Source organism: Paraburkholderia atlantica (assembly GCF_000092885.1).
Taxonomy (GTDB): domain Bacteria; phylum Pseudomonadota; class Gammaproteobacteria; order Burkholderiales; family Burkholderiaceae; genus Paraburkholderia; species Paraburkholderia atlantica.
The window spans coordinates 3,314,469-3,329,047 of the sequence record NC_014117.1 but is presented as its reverse complement, the minus strand read 5'-3'; the positions used below and the strand labels follow the sequence as shown (position 1 = coordinate 3,329,047).

At 62.6% G+C, this 14,579-nt stretch carries 18 protein-coding genes; 10 read left to right on the top strand and 8 right to left on the bottom strand.

What is annotated here, in order from left to right:
- Positions 1–30 precede the first annotated feature (30 nt).
- Genes fliR through fliL form a run of 7 tightly spaced genes read right to left on the bottom strand, consistent with a single transcriptional unit; the run spans position 31 to position 4,484 of the window.
- Positions 31–813 (bottom strand): flagellar biosynthetic protein FliR, encoded by a 783-nt coding sequence (fliR, locus tag BC1002_RS15130; protein ID WP_013090870.1) that lies wholly within the window; start codon positions 811–813, stop codon positions 31–33.
- A gap of 31 nt (positions 814–844) precedes the next feature.
- Positions 845–1,114, bottom strand: a complete 270-nt coding sequence (gene fliQ / locus BC1002_RS15125) for a flagellar biosynthesis protein FliQ (protein ID WP_013090869.1) — start codon at positions 1,112–1,114, stop codon at positions 845–847.
- A 34-nt stretch (positions 1,115–1,148) separates the two neighbouring features.
- On the bottom strand, positions 1,149–1,958 hold the full coding sequence (fliP, locus tag BC1002_RS15120; protein WP_013090868.1) for a flagellar type III secretion system pore protein FliP: 810 nt from the start codon (positions 1,956–1,958) through the stop codon (positions 1,149–1,151).
- The gene (fliO, locus tag BC1002_RS15115; protein ID WP_013090867.1) at positions 1,958–2,473 is read right to left on the bottom strand and encodes a flagellar biosynthetic protein FliO; all 516 of its coding nucleotides are present in this window, start codon (positions 2,471–2,473) and stop codon (positions 1,958–1,960) included. The genes fliP and fliO overlap by 1 nt, the downstream gene beginning before the upstream one ends.
- Complete coding sequence (gene fliN / locus BC1002_RS15110) at positions 2,470–2,934, bottom strand: flagellar motor switch protein FliN (protein ID WP_013090866.1); 465 nt, start codon at positions 2,932–2,934, stop codon at positions 2,470–2,472. Before fliN ends, fliO begins: the two co-directional genes overlap by 4 nt.
- Positions 2,927–3,925 carry a flagellar motor switch protein FliM gene (gene fliM / locus BC1002_RS15105; protein WP_013090865.1) on the bottom strand — a complete coding sequence of 333 codons (999 nt, stop codon included), beginning with the start codon at positions 3,923–3,925 and terminating at the stop codon, positions 2,927–2,929. The genes fliN and fliM overlap by 8 nt, the downstream gene beginning before the upstream one ends.
- 58 nt (positions 3,926–3,983) lie before the next feature.
- On the bottom strand, positions 3,984–4,484 hold the full coding sequence (gene fliL, locus BC1002_RS15100; protein WP_013090864.1) for a flagellar basal body-associated protein FliL: 501 nt from the start codon (positions 4,482–4,484) through the stop codon (positions 3,984–3,986).
- Positions 4,485–4,845: 361 nt separating this feature from the next.
- Here fliL and BC1002_RS15095 point away from each other — a divergent pair, with 361 nt between their 5' ends.
- The 10 genes from BC1002_RS15095 to BC1002_RS15050 all read left to right on the top strand — a co-directional run bounded on the left by BC1002_RS15095 (position 4,846) and on the right by BC1002_RS15050 (position 11,992).
- Positions 4,846–6,162, top strand: coding sequence for a site-specific integrase (locus tag BC1002_RS15095; RefSeq protein ID WP_013090863.1), 1,317 nt, complete (start codon positions 4,846–4,848; stop codon positions 6,160–6,162).
- A gap of 132 nt (positions 6,163–6,294) precedes the next feature.
- Positions 6,295–6,873: a hypothetical protein gene (locus tag BC1002_RS15090; RefSeq protein WP_013090862.1), complete on the top strand. Its 579-nt coding sequence runs from the start codon at positions 6,295–6,297 to the stop codon at positions 6,871–6,873.
- Positions 6,874–6,989: 116 nt separating this feature from the next.
- Positions 6,990–7,235, top strand: a complete 246-nt coding sequence (locus BC1002_RS15085; protein WP_013090861.1) for a helix-turn-helix domain-containing protein — start codon at positions 6,990–6,992, stop codon at positions 7,233–7,235.
- A gap of 11 nt (positions 7,236–7,246) precedes the next feature.
- A complete protein-coding gene (locus BC1002_RS15080; protein WP_013090860.1) occupies positions 7,247–7,495 on the top strand; it encodes a hypothetical protein in 249 nt (82 codons plus the stop codon).
- Complete coding sequence (locus BC1002_RS15075) at positions 7,492–8,583, top strand: AAA family ATPase (protein WP_013090859.1); 1,092 nt, start codon at positions 7,492–7,494, stop codon at positions 8,581–8,583. The genes BC1002_RS15080 and BC1002_RS15075 overlap by 4 nt, the downstream gene beginning before the upstream one ends.
- 154 nt (positions 8,584–8,737) lie before the next feature.
- Positions 8,738–9,625 (top strand): hypothetical protein, encoded by an 888-nt coding sequence (locus tag BC1002_RS15070; RefSeq protein ID WP_013090858.1) that lies wholly within the window; start codon positions 8,738–8,740, stop codon positions 9,623–9,625.
- Between the two features lie 21 nt (positions 9,626–9,646).
- A complete protein-coding gene (locus tag BC1002_RS15065; RefSeq protein WP_013090857.1) occupies positions 9,647–9,925 on the top strand; it encodes a hypothetical protein in 279 nt (92 codons plus the stop codon).
- A gap of 87 nt (positions 9,926–10,012) precedes the next feature.
- On the top strand, positions 10,013–11,026 hold the full coding sequence (locus BC1002_RS15060) for a phage major capsid family protein (protein WP_013090856.1): 1,014 nt from the start codon (positions 10,013–10,015) through the stop codon (positions 11,024–11,026).
- The gene (locus BC1002_RS15055; protein WP_013090855.1) at positions 11,023–11,652 is read left to right on the top strand and encodes an HK97 family phage prohead protease; all 630 of its coding nucleotides are present in this window, start codon (positions 11,023–11,025) and stop codon (positions 11,650–11,652) included. Before BC1002_RS15060 ends, BC1002_RS15055 begins: the two co-directional genes overlap by 4 nt.
- 148 nt (positions 11,653–11,800) lie before the next feature.
- Positions 11,801–11,992 (top strand): hypothetical protein, encoded by a 192-nt coding sequence (locus tag BC1002_RS15050; protein ID WP_013090854.1) that lies wholly within the window; start codon positions 11,801–11,803, stop codon positions 11,990–11,992.
- Positions 11,993–13,286: 1,294 nt separating this feature from the next.
- Here the strand turns inward: BC1002_RS15050 and BC1002_RS15045 are convergent.
- Entirely contained in the window at positions 13,287–14,066 is a 780-nt protein-coding gene (locus BC1002_RS15045; RefSeq protein WP_013090852.1) for a hypothetical protein, read from the bottom strand.
- Positions 14,067–14,579 lie beyond the last annotated feature (513 nt).

The following is a 14,579-nucleotide window of genomic DNA, read 5'->3' as shown; positions in this document are numbered from 1 at the left end:
CCGGTTTTTTTATGTCCGTGATTTTCCGGGTTATTTCAGCGCCGCCGCGACCCGTCCCATCTCATCGATGCCGCTATCGAACAGCCGCACGAAGAACGGGATCATGTTCGGCAGCATCAGTTGCACGAGCAGCAGACCGACCAGCATCGTCAGCGGAAAGCCGATCTGGAATACGCCGATCTGCGGCGCCGCGCGATTGAGAATGCCGAGCGCGAGGTTGGCGATCAGCAGCGCGACGACGACCGGCAACGACAGCAGCAGCCCCGCCGAAAAGATCGAGCTGCCCCAGTTCGCCAGCGTCTGCCAGCCGTGCGGCGCGAGCAGGTTGGCCGACACCGGCACCGACTGGAACGTCGTCACGAGCGCGGCGATCATCTGCAGATGACCGTCGACAGCGAGAAACGCCAGCATCGCGATCGTCGTCATATAGCGCGAGATCACGACGCCCGAGCCGGTCGCCTGCTGGTCGAAGAAGGTCGCGAAGCCGAGACCCATGCCGAGGCCGATGAAGTAGCCGGTCGCGTCGATCGCCTGGAACACGATCTGCATCGTCACGCCGAGCGCGATGCCGATCAGGAACTGGTTGGCGAGAATCCACACGCCGTCCGCGGAGAACACGGTGACCTGCGGCAGCGCGCCGATCGTCGGCGCGACGATGATCGTCGTGAACGCGGCAAGGCCGATCTTCACGCGCGAGGGCAGCGACGTGTTGCCCAACACCGGTGCGGTCGCGATCAGCGCGGCGATGCGCGCGAACGGCCACAGGAACGCGGTCAGCCAGACGTTCAGTTGCGCGTAGGTGACCGTGAACATGGAGCGGGGAGGGCGGACGTGCGAGCGGCGCTCAGTTGACGAGCGTCGGAATGCTGGTGAGCGTCTGGCGCAGATAGTCGAGCATTGTGGTCAGCATCCACGGCCCGGCGATCACCAGCGTGGCCGCAATCGCGAGCAGTTTCGGGATGAACGACAACGTGCTCTCGTTGATCTGCGTGGCCGCCTGAAACAGGCTTACGACCAGACCGACGACGAGCGCGACGAGCAGCAGCGGGGCGGCCATCATGAGGCCGATGTACATGGCGTGGTGGGCCAGCGTCATGACTGCTTCGGGTGTCATCGTGCGTACCTGAAGAACGAGGAGTCGAAAATAATCAGACGAAGCTCTGCGCGAGCGAGCCGAGCAGCAACTGCCAGCCGTCGACGAGCACGAACAGCATCAGCTTGAACGGCAGCGAAATCGTCGCCGGCGACACCATCATCATGCCCATCGACATCAGCACGCTCGCGACCACCATGTCGATGATCAGGAACGGGATGAAGATCGTGAAGCCGATCGTGAAGCCGGTTTTCAACTCGCTTGTCACGAACGACGGCACCAGCAGCGACAGCGGCACGTCTTCGGGCCCCTGCATCGGCGCCGCGTGCGAGATGCGGGCGAACAGCGCGAGGTCGCTTTCGCGGGTCTGCCGCAGCATGAAGGTCTTGAACGGCGCGACGCCGCGCGACACCGCCTGGTCCATCGGCAGCGTGCCTTCGGAAAACGGCTTGTAGCCTTCGTTATAGGCCTTATCGAGCACCGGCGACATCACGAAAAACGTCAGAAACAGCGCAAGACCGACGAGCACCTGGTTCGGCGGCGTCGTAGTCGTGCCGAGCGCCTGGCGCAGCAGCGACAACACGATCACGATGCGCGTGAAGCTCGTCATCATCAGCACCATCGCGGGCAGGAACGACAGCATCGTGAGCAGCAGCATCGTCTGCACGCTCAGCGAGTAGGTCGTGCCGCCATTCGGGCCGGGGCTCGTCGTGAAGGCCGGCAGGCCGGCGGTTTGCGCGAACGACAGCGTCGGCAGCGCGACCAGCAGTGCCGGCAGCGCGAGTCGAAGCACTGCGGGGAGCGAGCGCGCCGCACGGCGCGATAGCGTGAAGAACCAACCTGACTGCCTGAAACTGACCTGCATTACCGATCCCCGCCGCGGTGCGCGTTGAAACGTTTGCCCACTTCGCCCTTCATGGCGTCGCGAAAGCGTTGACCAAAGGTGCCGGAAAGCGGTGCGGGCGAAGCGGCAACCGTATCGGCCGCGACGGAACCCGCCGGCATCGTATGCAGCAGCCGCACGTTGCCGGGCGCAGCGCCGAGCACGAGCCACGTATCGCCGATCTCGACGACCGCGACGCGCTCCTTGCCGCCGAGCGAAGCGCCACCGACCGTCTTCACGAGGCCGCCGCGCTGGCCCGGTTGCAGGCCGAAGCGTCGCGCGAGCCATGCGCAGCCGAACACGAGGCCGATCACGACCGCGAGCCCGACGAAGGTTTGCAGCACCGCGCCGACGCCGAGCGCCGGCACCGCGCTACTAGCGCCGACACCCGAGGCGATCTTCGCGGCGTTGTTGACCGCGTTCATGTCGGCGGCGTGCGCGACGCTGGACGCGATGAGCGGCGCGAGCAACACGCCGCGACCTGCCAAACGTTTCATCGATTGAGTTTCCGGATGCGTTCGGACGGCGTGATGATGTCGGTCAGCCGGATACCGAACTTGTCGTTGACGACCACCACTTCGCCCTGAGCGATCAGACAGCCGTTGACGAGCACGTCCATCGGCTCGCCGGCCATACCGTCGAGTTCGACCACCGAGCCCTGCGCGAGCTGCAGCAGATTGCGGATCGCGATTTTGGTGCGGCCGAGCTCGACCGTCATCTGGACGGGGATGTCCAGAATCATGTCGATATCGTTGTGCGTCGCGGTCGGCTCGACCTTCGACAGCGGCTGGAACACACCGGCCGCGGCCGGGTTGACCTCGGCGTTGCCGTTCTGCTCTGCGAGCGCGCTGGCCCAGTCGTCCATCGCCGCGTCGTCTTCCGCGGCGGACAGCGCGCCGGCGGCGAGTTGCTCGGCTGCCTCGAGATCGCTCTCGGGCTTTGCGTTCAGGTCACTCATATCCACCTTCCTTCATCGTGTCGGCTGCGCTGATCATCTTCTGGACCCGCAACGCGTACTGACCATTGAAAATTCCGTAGCCGCATTCCATCACCGGCACGCCGTCGACTTTCGCGGTGATGTGCTCGGGGATGTTGATCGGCAGAACATCGCCTTTGCGCATGTTCAGGATCTGTTCGAACGTGACCGGCACCTGCGCGAGGTCGGCGGTCAGCTGCACTTCGGCAGCCTGCACCTGCTGCGACAGCACGCGCACCCAGCGGCGGTCGACGTCCATCGCTTCGCCCTGGATCGGCGACGACAGTACGTCGCGGATCGGCTCGATCATCGAGTAGGGCATGCAGATGTGCAGCGTGCCGCCCGTCGAGCCGAACTCGATCGAGAACTGCGTGACGATGACGATTTCGTTCGGCGTCGCGACGTTGGCGAACTGCGTGTGCATTTCCGAGCGCACGTATTCGAACTGCAGCGGGCGCACGCTCTTCCACGACGCCGTGTAGTGCTCGAACGTCAGATTGAGCAGTTTCGTGATGATGCGCTGCTCGGTCTGCGTGAAATCGCGTCCTTCGACGCGCGTATGGAAACGCCCGTCGCCGCCGAACAGGTTATCGACCACGAAGAACACGAGGTTCGGATCGAACACGAACAGCGACGTGCCGCGCAACGGCTTCACGTGCACCAGGTTCAGATTGGTCGGGATCGGCAGATTGCGCGTGAATTCGCTGTACTTCTGCACCTTCACCGGGCCGACGGAGATTTCCGCCGAGCGCCGCATGAAGTTGAAAATGCCGACGCGCAACAGGCGCGCGAAGCGGTCGTTGATGATTTCGAGGCCCGGCATCCGGCCACGGACGATACGTTCCTGCGTCGCGATGTTGTACGGGCGTACGCCCGTGCGGTCGTTCTGCTCGGATTCCGTGTCGGATTCGCCGGTGACGCCCTTCAGAAGGGCATCGACCTCCTCCTGGGACATGAACTCTTCATGGCTCATTGCTTATTCCTCGTGCGTCCCTTGGCGATTGATGATGGCAGCGCTAGACAAGGCCACGTCACTGCACGACGAACTCGGTGAACAGCACGTCCTGCACGCGGATCGGTGCGACGCCCCGCTCGATCGGCTCCGTGATCAGCGTCTTCAGCTCTTCGGCGAGCGCGCGCTTGCCTTCGAGCGGCGCGAGTTCTTCGGGGTGCTTGTTCGACAGCGCGAGCAGGATGCGGCTGCGCACTTCCGGCATGTGATCGGTGAGCGCCTGCTGGGTGCCGGCGTCGCCGAGCTTCAGCGTGAGGCCGATGCGCAGGAAGTGTTGCTGGCCGTCGTCCGATTGCAGGTTGACGGTCATCGATTCGAGCGGGAAGAACAGCGGCGCGGCGGACAGCGCCGGCGCTGCTTCGGCCGATACGGCGACGGGTGCGCGCTTCGACATGAAGAACCACACGCCGGCACCGGCAGCGCCCGCGGCGATCAGCGCAATGAGGACGATCAGGATGATGCGCTTCATGGGGCCCGGCGAGGCGGGCGCGGCTTGTTGCGGGGCGGTCGTAGTTGCCATTTGGGTTGCCAGCCTGGTGCTGGCGTAGTAAGGGTTAGGGTGATTGTTGTTGATTTGCCTGCGGCGCTATGGGTCGAAAAGAAGGGCTATTTCTGGCTATTTCTGGGTGTTTCTCGTTTTTGGTTGTTTTTTTGTCGTTGTTCTTTGTGGTGTTGGCCTTTCCTTGCCTTCTTATCGGTCTATTGGCGTTGCCCCTGTGCGGGGCTACTTGACTGTTTCTCGCTGTGCACTAAAGTTCCATTTCGTCAATGAAATCAAGACCTTAATGTCATCCCCGCATCCCGGGGTTCACGATTGTTCACGGCGCGAATTGTCCTTTATTTGTCCTCGCGTCGTGAACAGGTCACTTGAGGACAGAAAAATGGCGAAGGAAAGAATCAACCGCGAACTGGTCCGGCGACTCGAAAACGAGCGCGCCGCCACGATGGCGAACGGCGGCGCGCCGAAGCTGCGCGACATCTACGACGACCAGCTGACCGGCTTCGGTCTGCGGATACGGCCGAACGGCTCGGTGTCGTTCGTGTACCGGTGGTCGGCGCCCGAAGGTCAGCAGAAAAGGACTATCGGCCGGCATCCGGCGATGTCGGTCGAGCAGGCGCGCGCGGCGGCAAAGGCGTTCATCGGCCGCACCGATCACAAGACCGATACGATGTCCACGCGCGTCGCCAAGCACGAGCGGCGCACGGCCGACGCGAAGCTGGTGACGATGCCAACCGTCGGCCAGTATCTCGACGGCGACTACCGGACGTTCTGGCTCGGCACAACGAAGTCTGACACGCCGGAACAGAACCTGAAGAACATCCGGCGCGACTTCCCCGGCCTGATCGCGAAACGACTCGATGAGGTCACGAGGCCGATGATGAAGAAGTGGATCGAGGCGCGGATCGCGGCGGGCCACAAGCCTTCCGGTATCAACCGCACGCTCGGCGCTATCGGTGGACTGTTCACGCACGCAGTTGAGCACGAGATCATCGGCAGCAATCCCTGCGCGCGGCTGCGCTGCAAGACCGATCCCGAGGAAGAAGCCGGGCACGGTCGCGAACTGACGGTTGACGAAGAGGCGCGGTTGCGTGGCGCGCTCGTGGCGCGGGAGGCGCGTATCCGCGAAGCGGCAGAACTCGCTGACGGCCGCCGGATCACGAACCTGCCGGCCGCACATCACGCGTTTGTCGATCACGTCCGCCCGGCGATCATCGTCGCGATCAATACCGGCCTGCGCCGCTCGGAACTGCTGCGGCTCGAATGGAAGTCGGTCGATCTGAAGGCAAGGACGATCACGGTCGAGCCGGCCACGTCCAAGGTCAAGCGGCGCCGCGTGGTTCCGATGAACCGCGAAGCCTACGAGACGCTGATGGCGTGGCGGCGTCAGGTGAAGTGGGCGCGCGTCTTCACCGACGAACTCGGTCGGGCGCTACGCGAGGTGCGCGACTGGGACGAGGTGAAGCGGGCCGCGCAGATCACCGACTTCCGTTTCATGGACACGCGCCATCACACGGCCACGAGGATGATCAACGAAGGCGCCTCGCAGTACCACGTGCAGAAGATTCTCGGTCACGCTGACAGCCGCATGACGCAGCGCTACATGAAGGCACGCGAGACGAAGCTGGCCGAAGCACTCTCGCTGCTCGACCGGCCACGCACGCCCGAAGCGGGCGATGCTGACGGGATCGCCGCCTAAGAAGCCACGCACCCCTCACGAAAGCCTGCTACCCGCAGGCTTTTTTCGCGGCTCGGGTCCGCGCCAGCCTGTTGATGCGTAGCCGTTTACCGGTGTTAATCTAACTTCCCTGTAGTTCAAACGGGACCAAGGATGGACGCCGACGATTCGCCGTATCAGCGCTACAGTGCCGAACTGGCCGAGAAGCTCGCGATGCGCGATCACTTCCGCCAGATGATGGACGGCGCGAACTGGACATTGCCGTGCAGCCTGCAGGATGCGACGGACTTCATCAGGGCGCTCGATGAGGACGTGCTCATGCTTTCCATGTGGGTATTCGCGCACGACGCCCACGCCGCCATCAGTTCGACCGGTGCGCCGACGCTCGCCCAGCGCGCTGGCGCAGAGATTGCACAACGCCTGTGGACGCCGCCGAGCGACGGCGACGATCTGAAGAACTGGCGGGTCTCGTTCCCGTGCCTGCGTCCCATGCCACCCAGCCAGCAGCAACGGCGCAGCCGCGAAAAGAACTTTCAGATTTGCCACGCCGTTTGCGAGAGCATCGAACGGCGCAAGGCAGCAGGCGAAAAAGCGCCTCGCAAGGATGCCGTCAAGGAAGTCGCCCTGCGCTTTCACCTCGGCGAGCGCGCCATCGAAAAGGCTTACGACGACAACCGGGTGGCGGTCGAACTGATGCGGCAACTGGCCCGCGCTTACGGTAATCAGGGATAACACCGCGAAAAAATCAAGGCACGCAGATTTTGCGTGGCCTTTCCGGTTCGTTTCCAGACGCTCTATCCCCGCCTAGATTTGTCCTTACGGCAACTTCAGCAACCGTGAGGACTTCCATGAAAACGCTCGTGAATCGTGCGCCTGATGCGCCGCCTTCGTCCGTTGCCGAACTCGGCGCCATGACGATTGCGCAGTTCTGCGAGATTTACCACGTCAGTCGCGTGGGCCTGTACAAGCTGCGCCGTGATGGCCTCGGGCCAGCCGAGCTTCAACTCGGGCGGAAGATCCTGATCACCTATGCCGCCGCCCGCGAATGGGAAGCGCGCATGACGAAGCGCCGCCCCGAAGCCGAACCGGCGTGAGGTAGCGCATCATGACCGCCGAAAAAAAGCCCGTCGCAGCGGACGGGCATGGAGAACTTCAGCCGCAGGATAGGCCGCGCTTCGCCGACGCGCAAGCGCTTGAGCACTGGTTCGAGACGCGCATTGCGCGCGAACTCGAACGGTGTCGCGTGTTCATGTCTAAAGCCGACTGGAACGAACACCACGACTGGATCGAGGCGAACGCACGTGCCTCACTGCTCGAAGCGCTGCGCGCCCGTGCGGATCGGGGTGAGCTATGAGCGCCGAACGCGACGTGCCGGGAAGCGTCGATGCGCCGGTGTATGCCCACCTGATCGAGCACAGCGGCAACCGGCGGGAGCAGCGCGAAGCCGCCGAACGGCGCGCGACGAAGGCCGCCGCCGCGCAACCGAACGGCGCTGGGCAAACAGTCGAGATATGGAGTCCTGAAATTGTGATGACCGAGACCCTGATCGCCGCGCCGCCCGTGCGTCCGAAGTTCGTGATCAACGGCCTGCTGCCGACCGGCCTGATCTATCTCGCGGGCCGACCGAAAGGCGGCAAGTCGCTGCTCGCGTTGCAGATGGCGGTCGCCGTGGCGAGCGGCACGCCGCTGTGGGGCCGTGACGTGGATGCGGGACGTTGCTGGTACATCGACATTGAGAACGCGCGCTGGCGCGTGTACGACCGCCTTCAGCGCGCCGGGATCGACACCGCCCATCTTCCTGATCTCGCCTGGTCCTTCGAATGGAAGCGCGGCAACCAGAACGCGCTCACCGCGACGCTGGACCGGATGCCGGTGAAGCTGCTGGTGATCGACGTATGGGCCAAGTTTCGCGCGCCGCTCGACCGGCGGCAGGACCAGTATGAACAGGAGTCCGCCGAACTTTCGTTTCTGGCCCGCGAGGCCAACGAGCGCGCGATGTCGATTATCGCGGTAGGTCATACAACGAAAAACGAATTCGCCGACATCTACGCGCAGATCGGCGGATCGACCGCCGTGGCGGGCGGTGCGGACGCGCTGTTCGTGCTGCGCAACGAAGGCGACGACCGGCGCGTGCTGCACGTCACCGGCCGCGACGTGGCGGATAGCCGGTTGGTGTTGCGTCTTGGCGATGACCTTCAGTTCCGGTTTGTGTGCGACGCCGACAACGTGGCGACAGGCGAGCAGATGCGCTATCTGGCGGCGATCTATCGCGGCGAACGACTGCCGGCCGAACTCATGACGGCACTCGGTGTGACGCGTCAGGCGGTCTGGCAGATGATCCGCCGTCTTCAGGCAGGCGGCTATGTCACGTTACCGGGTGGCATTCCAAGTCTGACGCCTATCGCCCGCCAGATGGTCGAGGCCATGAGCGAATCACTGTAGTTATATAAGAGAGAGAGTTTACTTACTCTATATAGCTAATCTGATTTATTAGCTTTACTGACTTTAACGGCTTGACGGGTTTTACAGGTTTGTATGCAACGTCAACTTGTCAACACAGTAATCCTGTCAACCACTCTTTCAACGCGAGGTCGTCATGGGACGCGGAATGCACGAGGCGTCGAAGCAACTGATCGCCGCCGCAATCGACATACTCGAAGTCATTCAGCCGGCGACCGTTCGCGCGGTCTGCTACAAGCTGTTCACGATGGGCCTGATCCCGAACATGGCCAAGTCGAGTACAAACAGGGTGTCGTCGCTACTGACGCGGGCGCGCGAAAACGAGGACATCGAATGGGAATGGATCGTTGACGAGACACGCCGTCCCGAGCGAGCACAGCAGTGGGACAACCCGATGCAGATCATGAATGCGGCGGTACGCGGGTATCGGCTCGACTACTGGAACGACCAGCCGCAACGGGTCGAAGTCATCAGTGAAAAGGGTACGGTGCGCGGCACGATTGCGCCCGTGCTCGACGAACTGGGCGTGACGTTCAGGGTGTTACACGGGTACGGCTCGGCGACGACCGTGCATGACATCGCCGACGAGATTGCGGATGACGACAGGTTCACGAACCTGCTGTACATCGGCGACTTCGATCCGAGCGGCATGCACATGAGCGAAATGGATTTACCCGAACGGCTGTCGCGCTATGGCGCCGGCGACGAATTCGCATATTTTCTCAAACGGATCGCGCTCACGCGAACAGACGTGATGAATCCCGAACTGCCCGGATTCGCGACCGACTCGAAGGCAGGCGATCCGCGCCATCACTGGTACAGAACGCACTACGGCAACCAGTTCTGGGAACTTGACGCAATGGATCCGCGCGAGTTGCGCGAGCGGGTGCGCGAAGAAATCGAGGCCCTGATTGATCGCGACGCGTGGGACCATTGCATGAAGATCGAGGCTGCCCAGCGTCAGTCGATGAACGACTTCATGGGCGCGTTGCGAGAGAGATTCGACGGCGGCAATTCTATTTGATGGCAAGCACCGGAATAGAAGATGACCGACCTCGATGCCGGACTCGCCGCGCGCATCGCAGCAACGGCGCGCCAGATCGAGCGCTATTGCCGACGCAACGAGATCGCGGTCGCCGCCGATGGTGGGATCGATGAAGCGGCGGCGGCGAAGGTGCTCGGCTATGCCGGTCCCGATGCACTGCGCAGGCAGGCAGCCGAAGGCGTGAACCGGGTGCCGTTCCGGCTGCTCGGCAACCGGCGCCTGTACCGCATTCTCGATCTGGCGCGCGAGATCGAACGCAGCTACAACGGCGACGGATAACGCGGATCACGCGGAAATTCCGGCATCGACTTCCGACCGGCCCACGACGATCATCCAGCCATCCGGACGAAGTGAAGCGGGGGCAACGTGATCAACGGCAACACTTTCATCAAGGCGATGCGATGCCTGGCGAGAGCAGACGGCGACCCGGTTGCCGCCGTGGAAATCGCGCGCAGGGATTACAGCGAAGGACCGGTGATCGGCCTGCTGCAGAAAGCGGTCATCGTCGACACGTCCGACCTCGGCGGGGATGCCGCTTGGCGCGGGGCGATGGCGGAATTCATGGCGGGCGCGGGCTTCTACGATCTTCTGCCGCGCATCGACGCAATTAGTCCGCTGCACACCATCCCGCTTCGTACACGCGTTCTCGTTCAGGACGAGGACCCGGTCGCACTCTGGACGGGCGAAGGCGAGCCGGTCGTGGTGAGCGGCGCGTCGTTCACGGAAACGAAGGTCGAACCGCAGAAGGCCTGCGGACTGATCACCGTCACGAAGGAAGTCGTTGCGCTAGCAACCGACGCTGCCGAGGCATCGTTGACCCGCAGCCTTCAGCGCGCGGTAGCGAAGCTCACCAGTGCGGCCGCGTTCGCCGCGGCGCCGGTCCCGGGTGCGCCTGCGTCACTGCTTGTCGATGCGGTCGAAGTGTCGTCGACCGGGGACGTGCGCGCTGACATGGCCGCGCTGACCGCGGCGTTCGAAGGTGACATCGAGCGCGCGGTGCTGGTCATGTCGTCGAACACTGCGATGTCGCTGTGCGTGCAACCCTCTCTGGTTGGCAGCGCGGCCGGGCTGGGTGTAAAGGGTGGCGTCTTCTGTGGCCTGCCGGTCGTCGCGTCGTCAGCGCTCGCCGATGGTCTGCTCGCGCTGGTCGATGCGGGCGGCATCGCCTATGGCGACGGCGGCGTGGAACTCGACGTTGCCACGCAGGCGGATGTGACCATTGACGGTGTGATGCACTCGCTGTGGGCCGAGAACCTGGTCGGCTATCTGGCCCGCCGCTTTGTAGCCTGGCAGGCCGCCCCCGGCTCGATTGCGTACCTGTCGGGCGCGGCATGGGCGACGGCCGCTGCCGCAACGAAACGCAAGGGGCACACACCTTGAGACAGGTCGATATCCAGCACGCCAGCACGCTGCTGGTCATCCGCAGCGCCAACGAGGATCTGCGCGAGATCAGCGGGACCGCATCGACACCGACCCCGGACAGGTACGGTGACGTGATCGAACCGCTCGGCGTGAAATTCGTGACGCCGCTGCCGCTGCTGGTCGGCCACGATCACACCCGAAGCGTCGGTAGTGTGGTGCTCGGCGCGGCGTCGAAGCTCGGCGTTCACTTCAAGGCGGTGATTGCGAAGATCGAGCAGGACGGGCCGCTGAAAAGCCTGTGTGACGACGCGTGGGCCAGCGTGAAGGCCGGCCTGCTGCGCTCGGTGTCGATCGGCTTCCGGCCGCTCGAAGCGGAGCCGATGCAGGGCGGCGGCGTGCGCTTCACGAAATGGGAGTGGCTGGAATTGTCGCTGTGTGCCGTGCCGGCGCAGCCCGAAGCCACGATCACCGACATGCGCAGCCTGACGCCTGCCGAAGCGCTGGTCGAGCGCACGCTGGCTGAGGATCGTGCGCGCCGGTCGGCCGCAGTGACCGGGACCCGTATCTCACCGGCCGATGCCGTGTTCGAGCGCCGGATCGCCGACTACCGCAGGCGCTATCCGCGCGGCGTGCGCGACGATTAGCACAATCCCGGGGCGCGGCGGGATTTGAAAATATCCGCGATGTCGGCTGGCCGTGCGGCGTGGTGCGCGTCGCACGGCCTTTTTGTTGCGCTGTCCGTCCAAGGAGGTTCAGAATCGATCGTTGCGCGAACAACGAGCGGAGGCGATTGTGGATACCGGCCAGCAGACCTTTTGCCGACTTGTCGCCGACGTGATCGACGGACGCGCTCACTGGACCGCAAAGCTGCCCGAGCGCGAAGTCCACCCGGCGCCGCTGCTCCTGACCGCCGAGGATCGCCGTCGCTACGACGCCGAACGCAAACGCCGCCAGCGTGCCCGTCGCAGCGGGAAGCCGACATGAGCGCCGACCGGCGCGAATCGACCCGGAGCGGACAGTTACAAGTTAGCAGCGGACATTCGGAGGCAATGCAACGAGCCTATGCGAGCGAGCGTGTAACGAGGTCCTTGGATAACGCGAAGGAGCCTCCGCTCCTCGAGGGATCGCTTAAGGCGAGTCAGGCCCGGGCGCTAACGTGAAGTCAACTTCCACAACAGCGCCGTCAATCGATACCGTCGTGTTCGCAGGCGAGAAACGTTCTCCTGGCCTGCAATCAAGTCGCTTCGGCTCATCCTCGGAAAGGTACGACGGCTTGCGGTGGCAGACCCAGGTTAACTTGGTTCTGCGTTTTCCCTCTGGCCGTATCACGACAACTCCGCTCTCCACGAATGGTCCAGCAGCTTGGTCCGGTTCGAATTCTGCGTGACTGGCTGCTAACGGTTGCCACTTGCAACGACCGGGTAGATACCGGTCGAGAAAGAAACGCGCAGAAAATGTCGTTTTCCCGGCTGGTATCCGGACAGAATCGGTTACAGTCTGAGCCACGTCCGGCGCACCAAAAATATAGGCGAGCAACGTCTGCGTCTTGCAATTTTCGTCGTTCGTTGCGTAGTCCACACTTAACCAGACTTCGACGTGCGCATCCTTGCTCCCCTGTAGCACCAAGACTCTTCCGGGGGTCGGGTTAATTTGCGGTCTATCGAAAAAACGATCCCGTTCCGCTTCAGAATGCTCGTGAAACTGCGCCGCGGCTGGCTGTGATTGTGCCAGCATCGTATGTCCAGTCAGGCTGAACAGAACACTCACCGCTGTTACCAGCTTTCGTCTTGGCATGGCTCAATCTGGGACAGGGCTATCAGCCGTTCGTTTATTTATACATCTGTGAAAAAAGCGTTCTGTTCGCTAACGAACCGACTGCCGGCAGACCGATAGTGCTGCACTAACTGTGCGTTGACCCTGCGCGCAGTCATGGCGGAGATCGCCCGTCGTCTTCCGGGGAGATGCATCTTGCCATCTGGATGACCGCTTTCGAGACGAGCGACGAATATCCCCTCCTGGCCGATTCCTGCCGGGTCAGCATTCGTTGCCGTCGGCGTACGGGTGGCGGGCGCTGCGGGTGCAGCCGGGGTCCGGCTCGGGTGGTGGGCGGCTCGATCCCCGGTGCACGAACCGCGCCGATGGGAGAAAAACTTCTTCGGGGGTTTCCGCCAGACCCCAAAGATTTTGGAACCGCCCCCCGGCTGGACGACCCCGGACTGACAAAGGACGGTGATGTCAGTGTCGTGCGACAAGTTTCATCGGGGCCTCGCCTGCCTTTTCAACGATCGGAGTATCGCTTAATCCAGGCGAACAACTCGGACGCAACGGGACGGCAATCGTGAACTTCTCGCGAGATAGCGGCCGCTGTAAACGCGAAGACCGATGCTGCCATCAGGCAAACGAGGTCGGCGTCCTGTACACAGCCTTCGAGGGCTTCGGCCTTGGCGAAATCTGACATTTCCATCTCAGCGTATGGACCGCCATGTACGAACGACGACAGGAGCGCGTAGGCCGGAACGATTTGAGCGAGGAACGGCTGCCCTTTTGCAATCATGCCAGGCGCGGTTTCAGCAAGGAATCGAAGTATTGCGCGATACTTGAATTTGCCGGATTCCGCTTCGATCTGGCGCGCGCTCATTCGCTCTGTACGCGGGTATAACTGGGTGAGCGCGTTCCGCATGTCTCCAACCAGGGTGTTCCCAAGCAACGCCTCCGCAGCCTTGACTGCAGACACGTAGTCCATCGCTTCAGCAGCTCCGCAAAAGGAGTAGTAGTCATCGCCTGCCGTATCCGTCTTCTCGCTCGCGAACCGGACGAACACATATGTGAAGCGCAGGTAGTGCTCACTGAAACACCGGAATAGCAATTTGAACGCATACGGGTTGTTCGAATCCACCATATCGAACATTGCCGTCTTGAGGCTATTTATCTTGATGACAAACGTTAACATCGCGCGGTACGTGTTAGGGAACTTCGTTTTCCCTAACGTACCGGTCAGTTGCGGCATGTGTTTTTCGATTAACGCAAAGAATTCTGTATCTGCTTCGGCATAAGTCATAGCAGGTGATGTCTTTATAGGGGACTAGACGTTCTTGGTCGATGCAAAACGCTTGAATCCTAGTACCGGATTCCCATTGGCAGAGCAGCCGCTATTCACGCAGCACTCGTCCCGGCTAGCCCGTTTGCCGGCAAGGAGATGCGTAAATACTGGTCGAACTCATCCTACCATTAGCGACCGACCGCAGACCGACGGTTGGCGGCGCAGGCAATGAACCGCCGAAAGCGCAGCGGACCGCATACAGACGCGCAGGGACGTCCGCGCAGCACGACCGATACCGAACCATAGGCAGCGGCGCGAAGCCGCCAGAAGGCCGCAAATCCGCGAGACGCCCGTCCAGCAACGGAAAGCGGCGAATCAGTGTCTCGCGCGGAAAACGCGCGGCACTAGTCCCCGCGCAGTCCTCGCGGCGCAATTCTGACCGTCGCCAGCACGCTATAATCGTCGCGAAGGTCTTGATGGACAAGGGTTCTGGCGGTTTACGCGTGAGAGTCGAAGTTGCCCCTGTGCGGG

Bases quoted from the DNA above. Each gene is read 5' to 3' on its own strand.
- BC1002_RS15080 (WP_013090860.1), top strand. From the start codon at position 7,247: ATGACCGCCGAAAAAAAGCCCGTCGCAGCGGACGGGCATGGAGAACTT.
- BC1002_RS15045 (WP_013090852.1), bottom strand. From the start codon at position 14,066: ATGACTTATGCCGAAGCAGATACAGAATTCTTTGCGTTAATCGAAAAA.
- fliP (WP_013090868.1), bottom strand. From the start codon at position 1,958: ATGCAGGTCAGTTTCAGGCAGTCAGGTTGGTTCTTCACGCTATCGCGC.
- BC1002_RS15090 (WP_013090862.1), top strand. From the start codon at position 6,295: ATGGACGCCGACGATTCGCCGTATCAGCGCTACAGTGCCGAACTGGCC.
- fliM (WP_013090865.1), bottom strand. From the start codon at position 3,925: ATGAGCCATGAAGAGTTCATGTCCCAGGAGGAGGTCGATGCCCTTCTG.
- BC1002_RS15065 (WP_013090857.1), top strand. From the start codon at position 9,647: ATGACCGACCTCGATGCCGGACTCGCCGCGCGCATCGCAGCAACGGCG.
- fliL (WP_013090864.1), bottom strand. From the start codon at position 4,484: ATGGCAACTACGACCGCCCCGCAACAAGCCGCGCCCGCCTCGCCGGGC.
- BC1002_RS15085 (WP_013090861.1), top strand. From the start codon at position 6,990: ATGAAAACGCTCGTGAATCGTGCGCCTGATGCGCCGCCTTCGTCCGTT.
- fliR (WP_013090870.1), bottom strand. From the start codon at position 813: ATGTTCACGGTCACCTACGCGCAACTGAACGTCTGGCTGACCGCGTTC.
- fliQ (WP_013090869.1), bottom strand. From the start codon at position 1,114: ATGACACCCGAAGCAGTCATGACGCTGGCCCACCACGCCATGTACATC.
- BC1002_RS15070 (WP_013090858.1), top strand. From the start codon at position 8,738: ATGGGACGCGGAATGCACGAGGCGTCGAAGCAACTGATCGCCGCCGCA.
- fliO (WP_013090867.1), bottom strand. From the start codon at position 2,473: ATGAAACGTTTGGCAGGTCGCGGCGTGTTGCTCGCGCCGCTCATCGCG.
- fliN (WP_013090866.1), bottom strand. From the start codon at position 2,934: ATGAGTGACCTGAACGCAAAGCCCGAGAGCGATCTCGAGGCAGCCGAG.
- BC1002_RS15075 (WP_013090859.1), top strand. From the start codon at position 7,492: ATGAGCGCCGAACGCGACGTGCCGGGAAGCGTCGATGCGCCGGTGTAT.
- BC1002_RS15095 (WP_013090863.1), top strand. From the start codon at position 4,846: ATGGCGAAGGAAAGAATCAACCGCGAACTGGTCCGGCGACTCGAAAAC.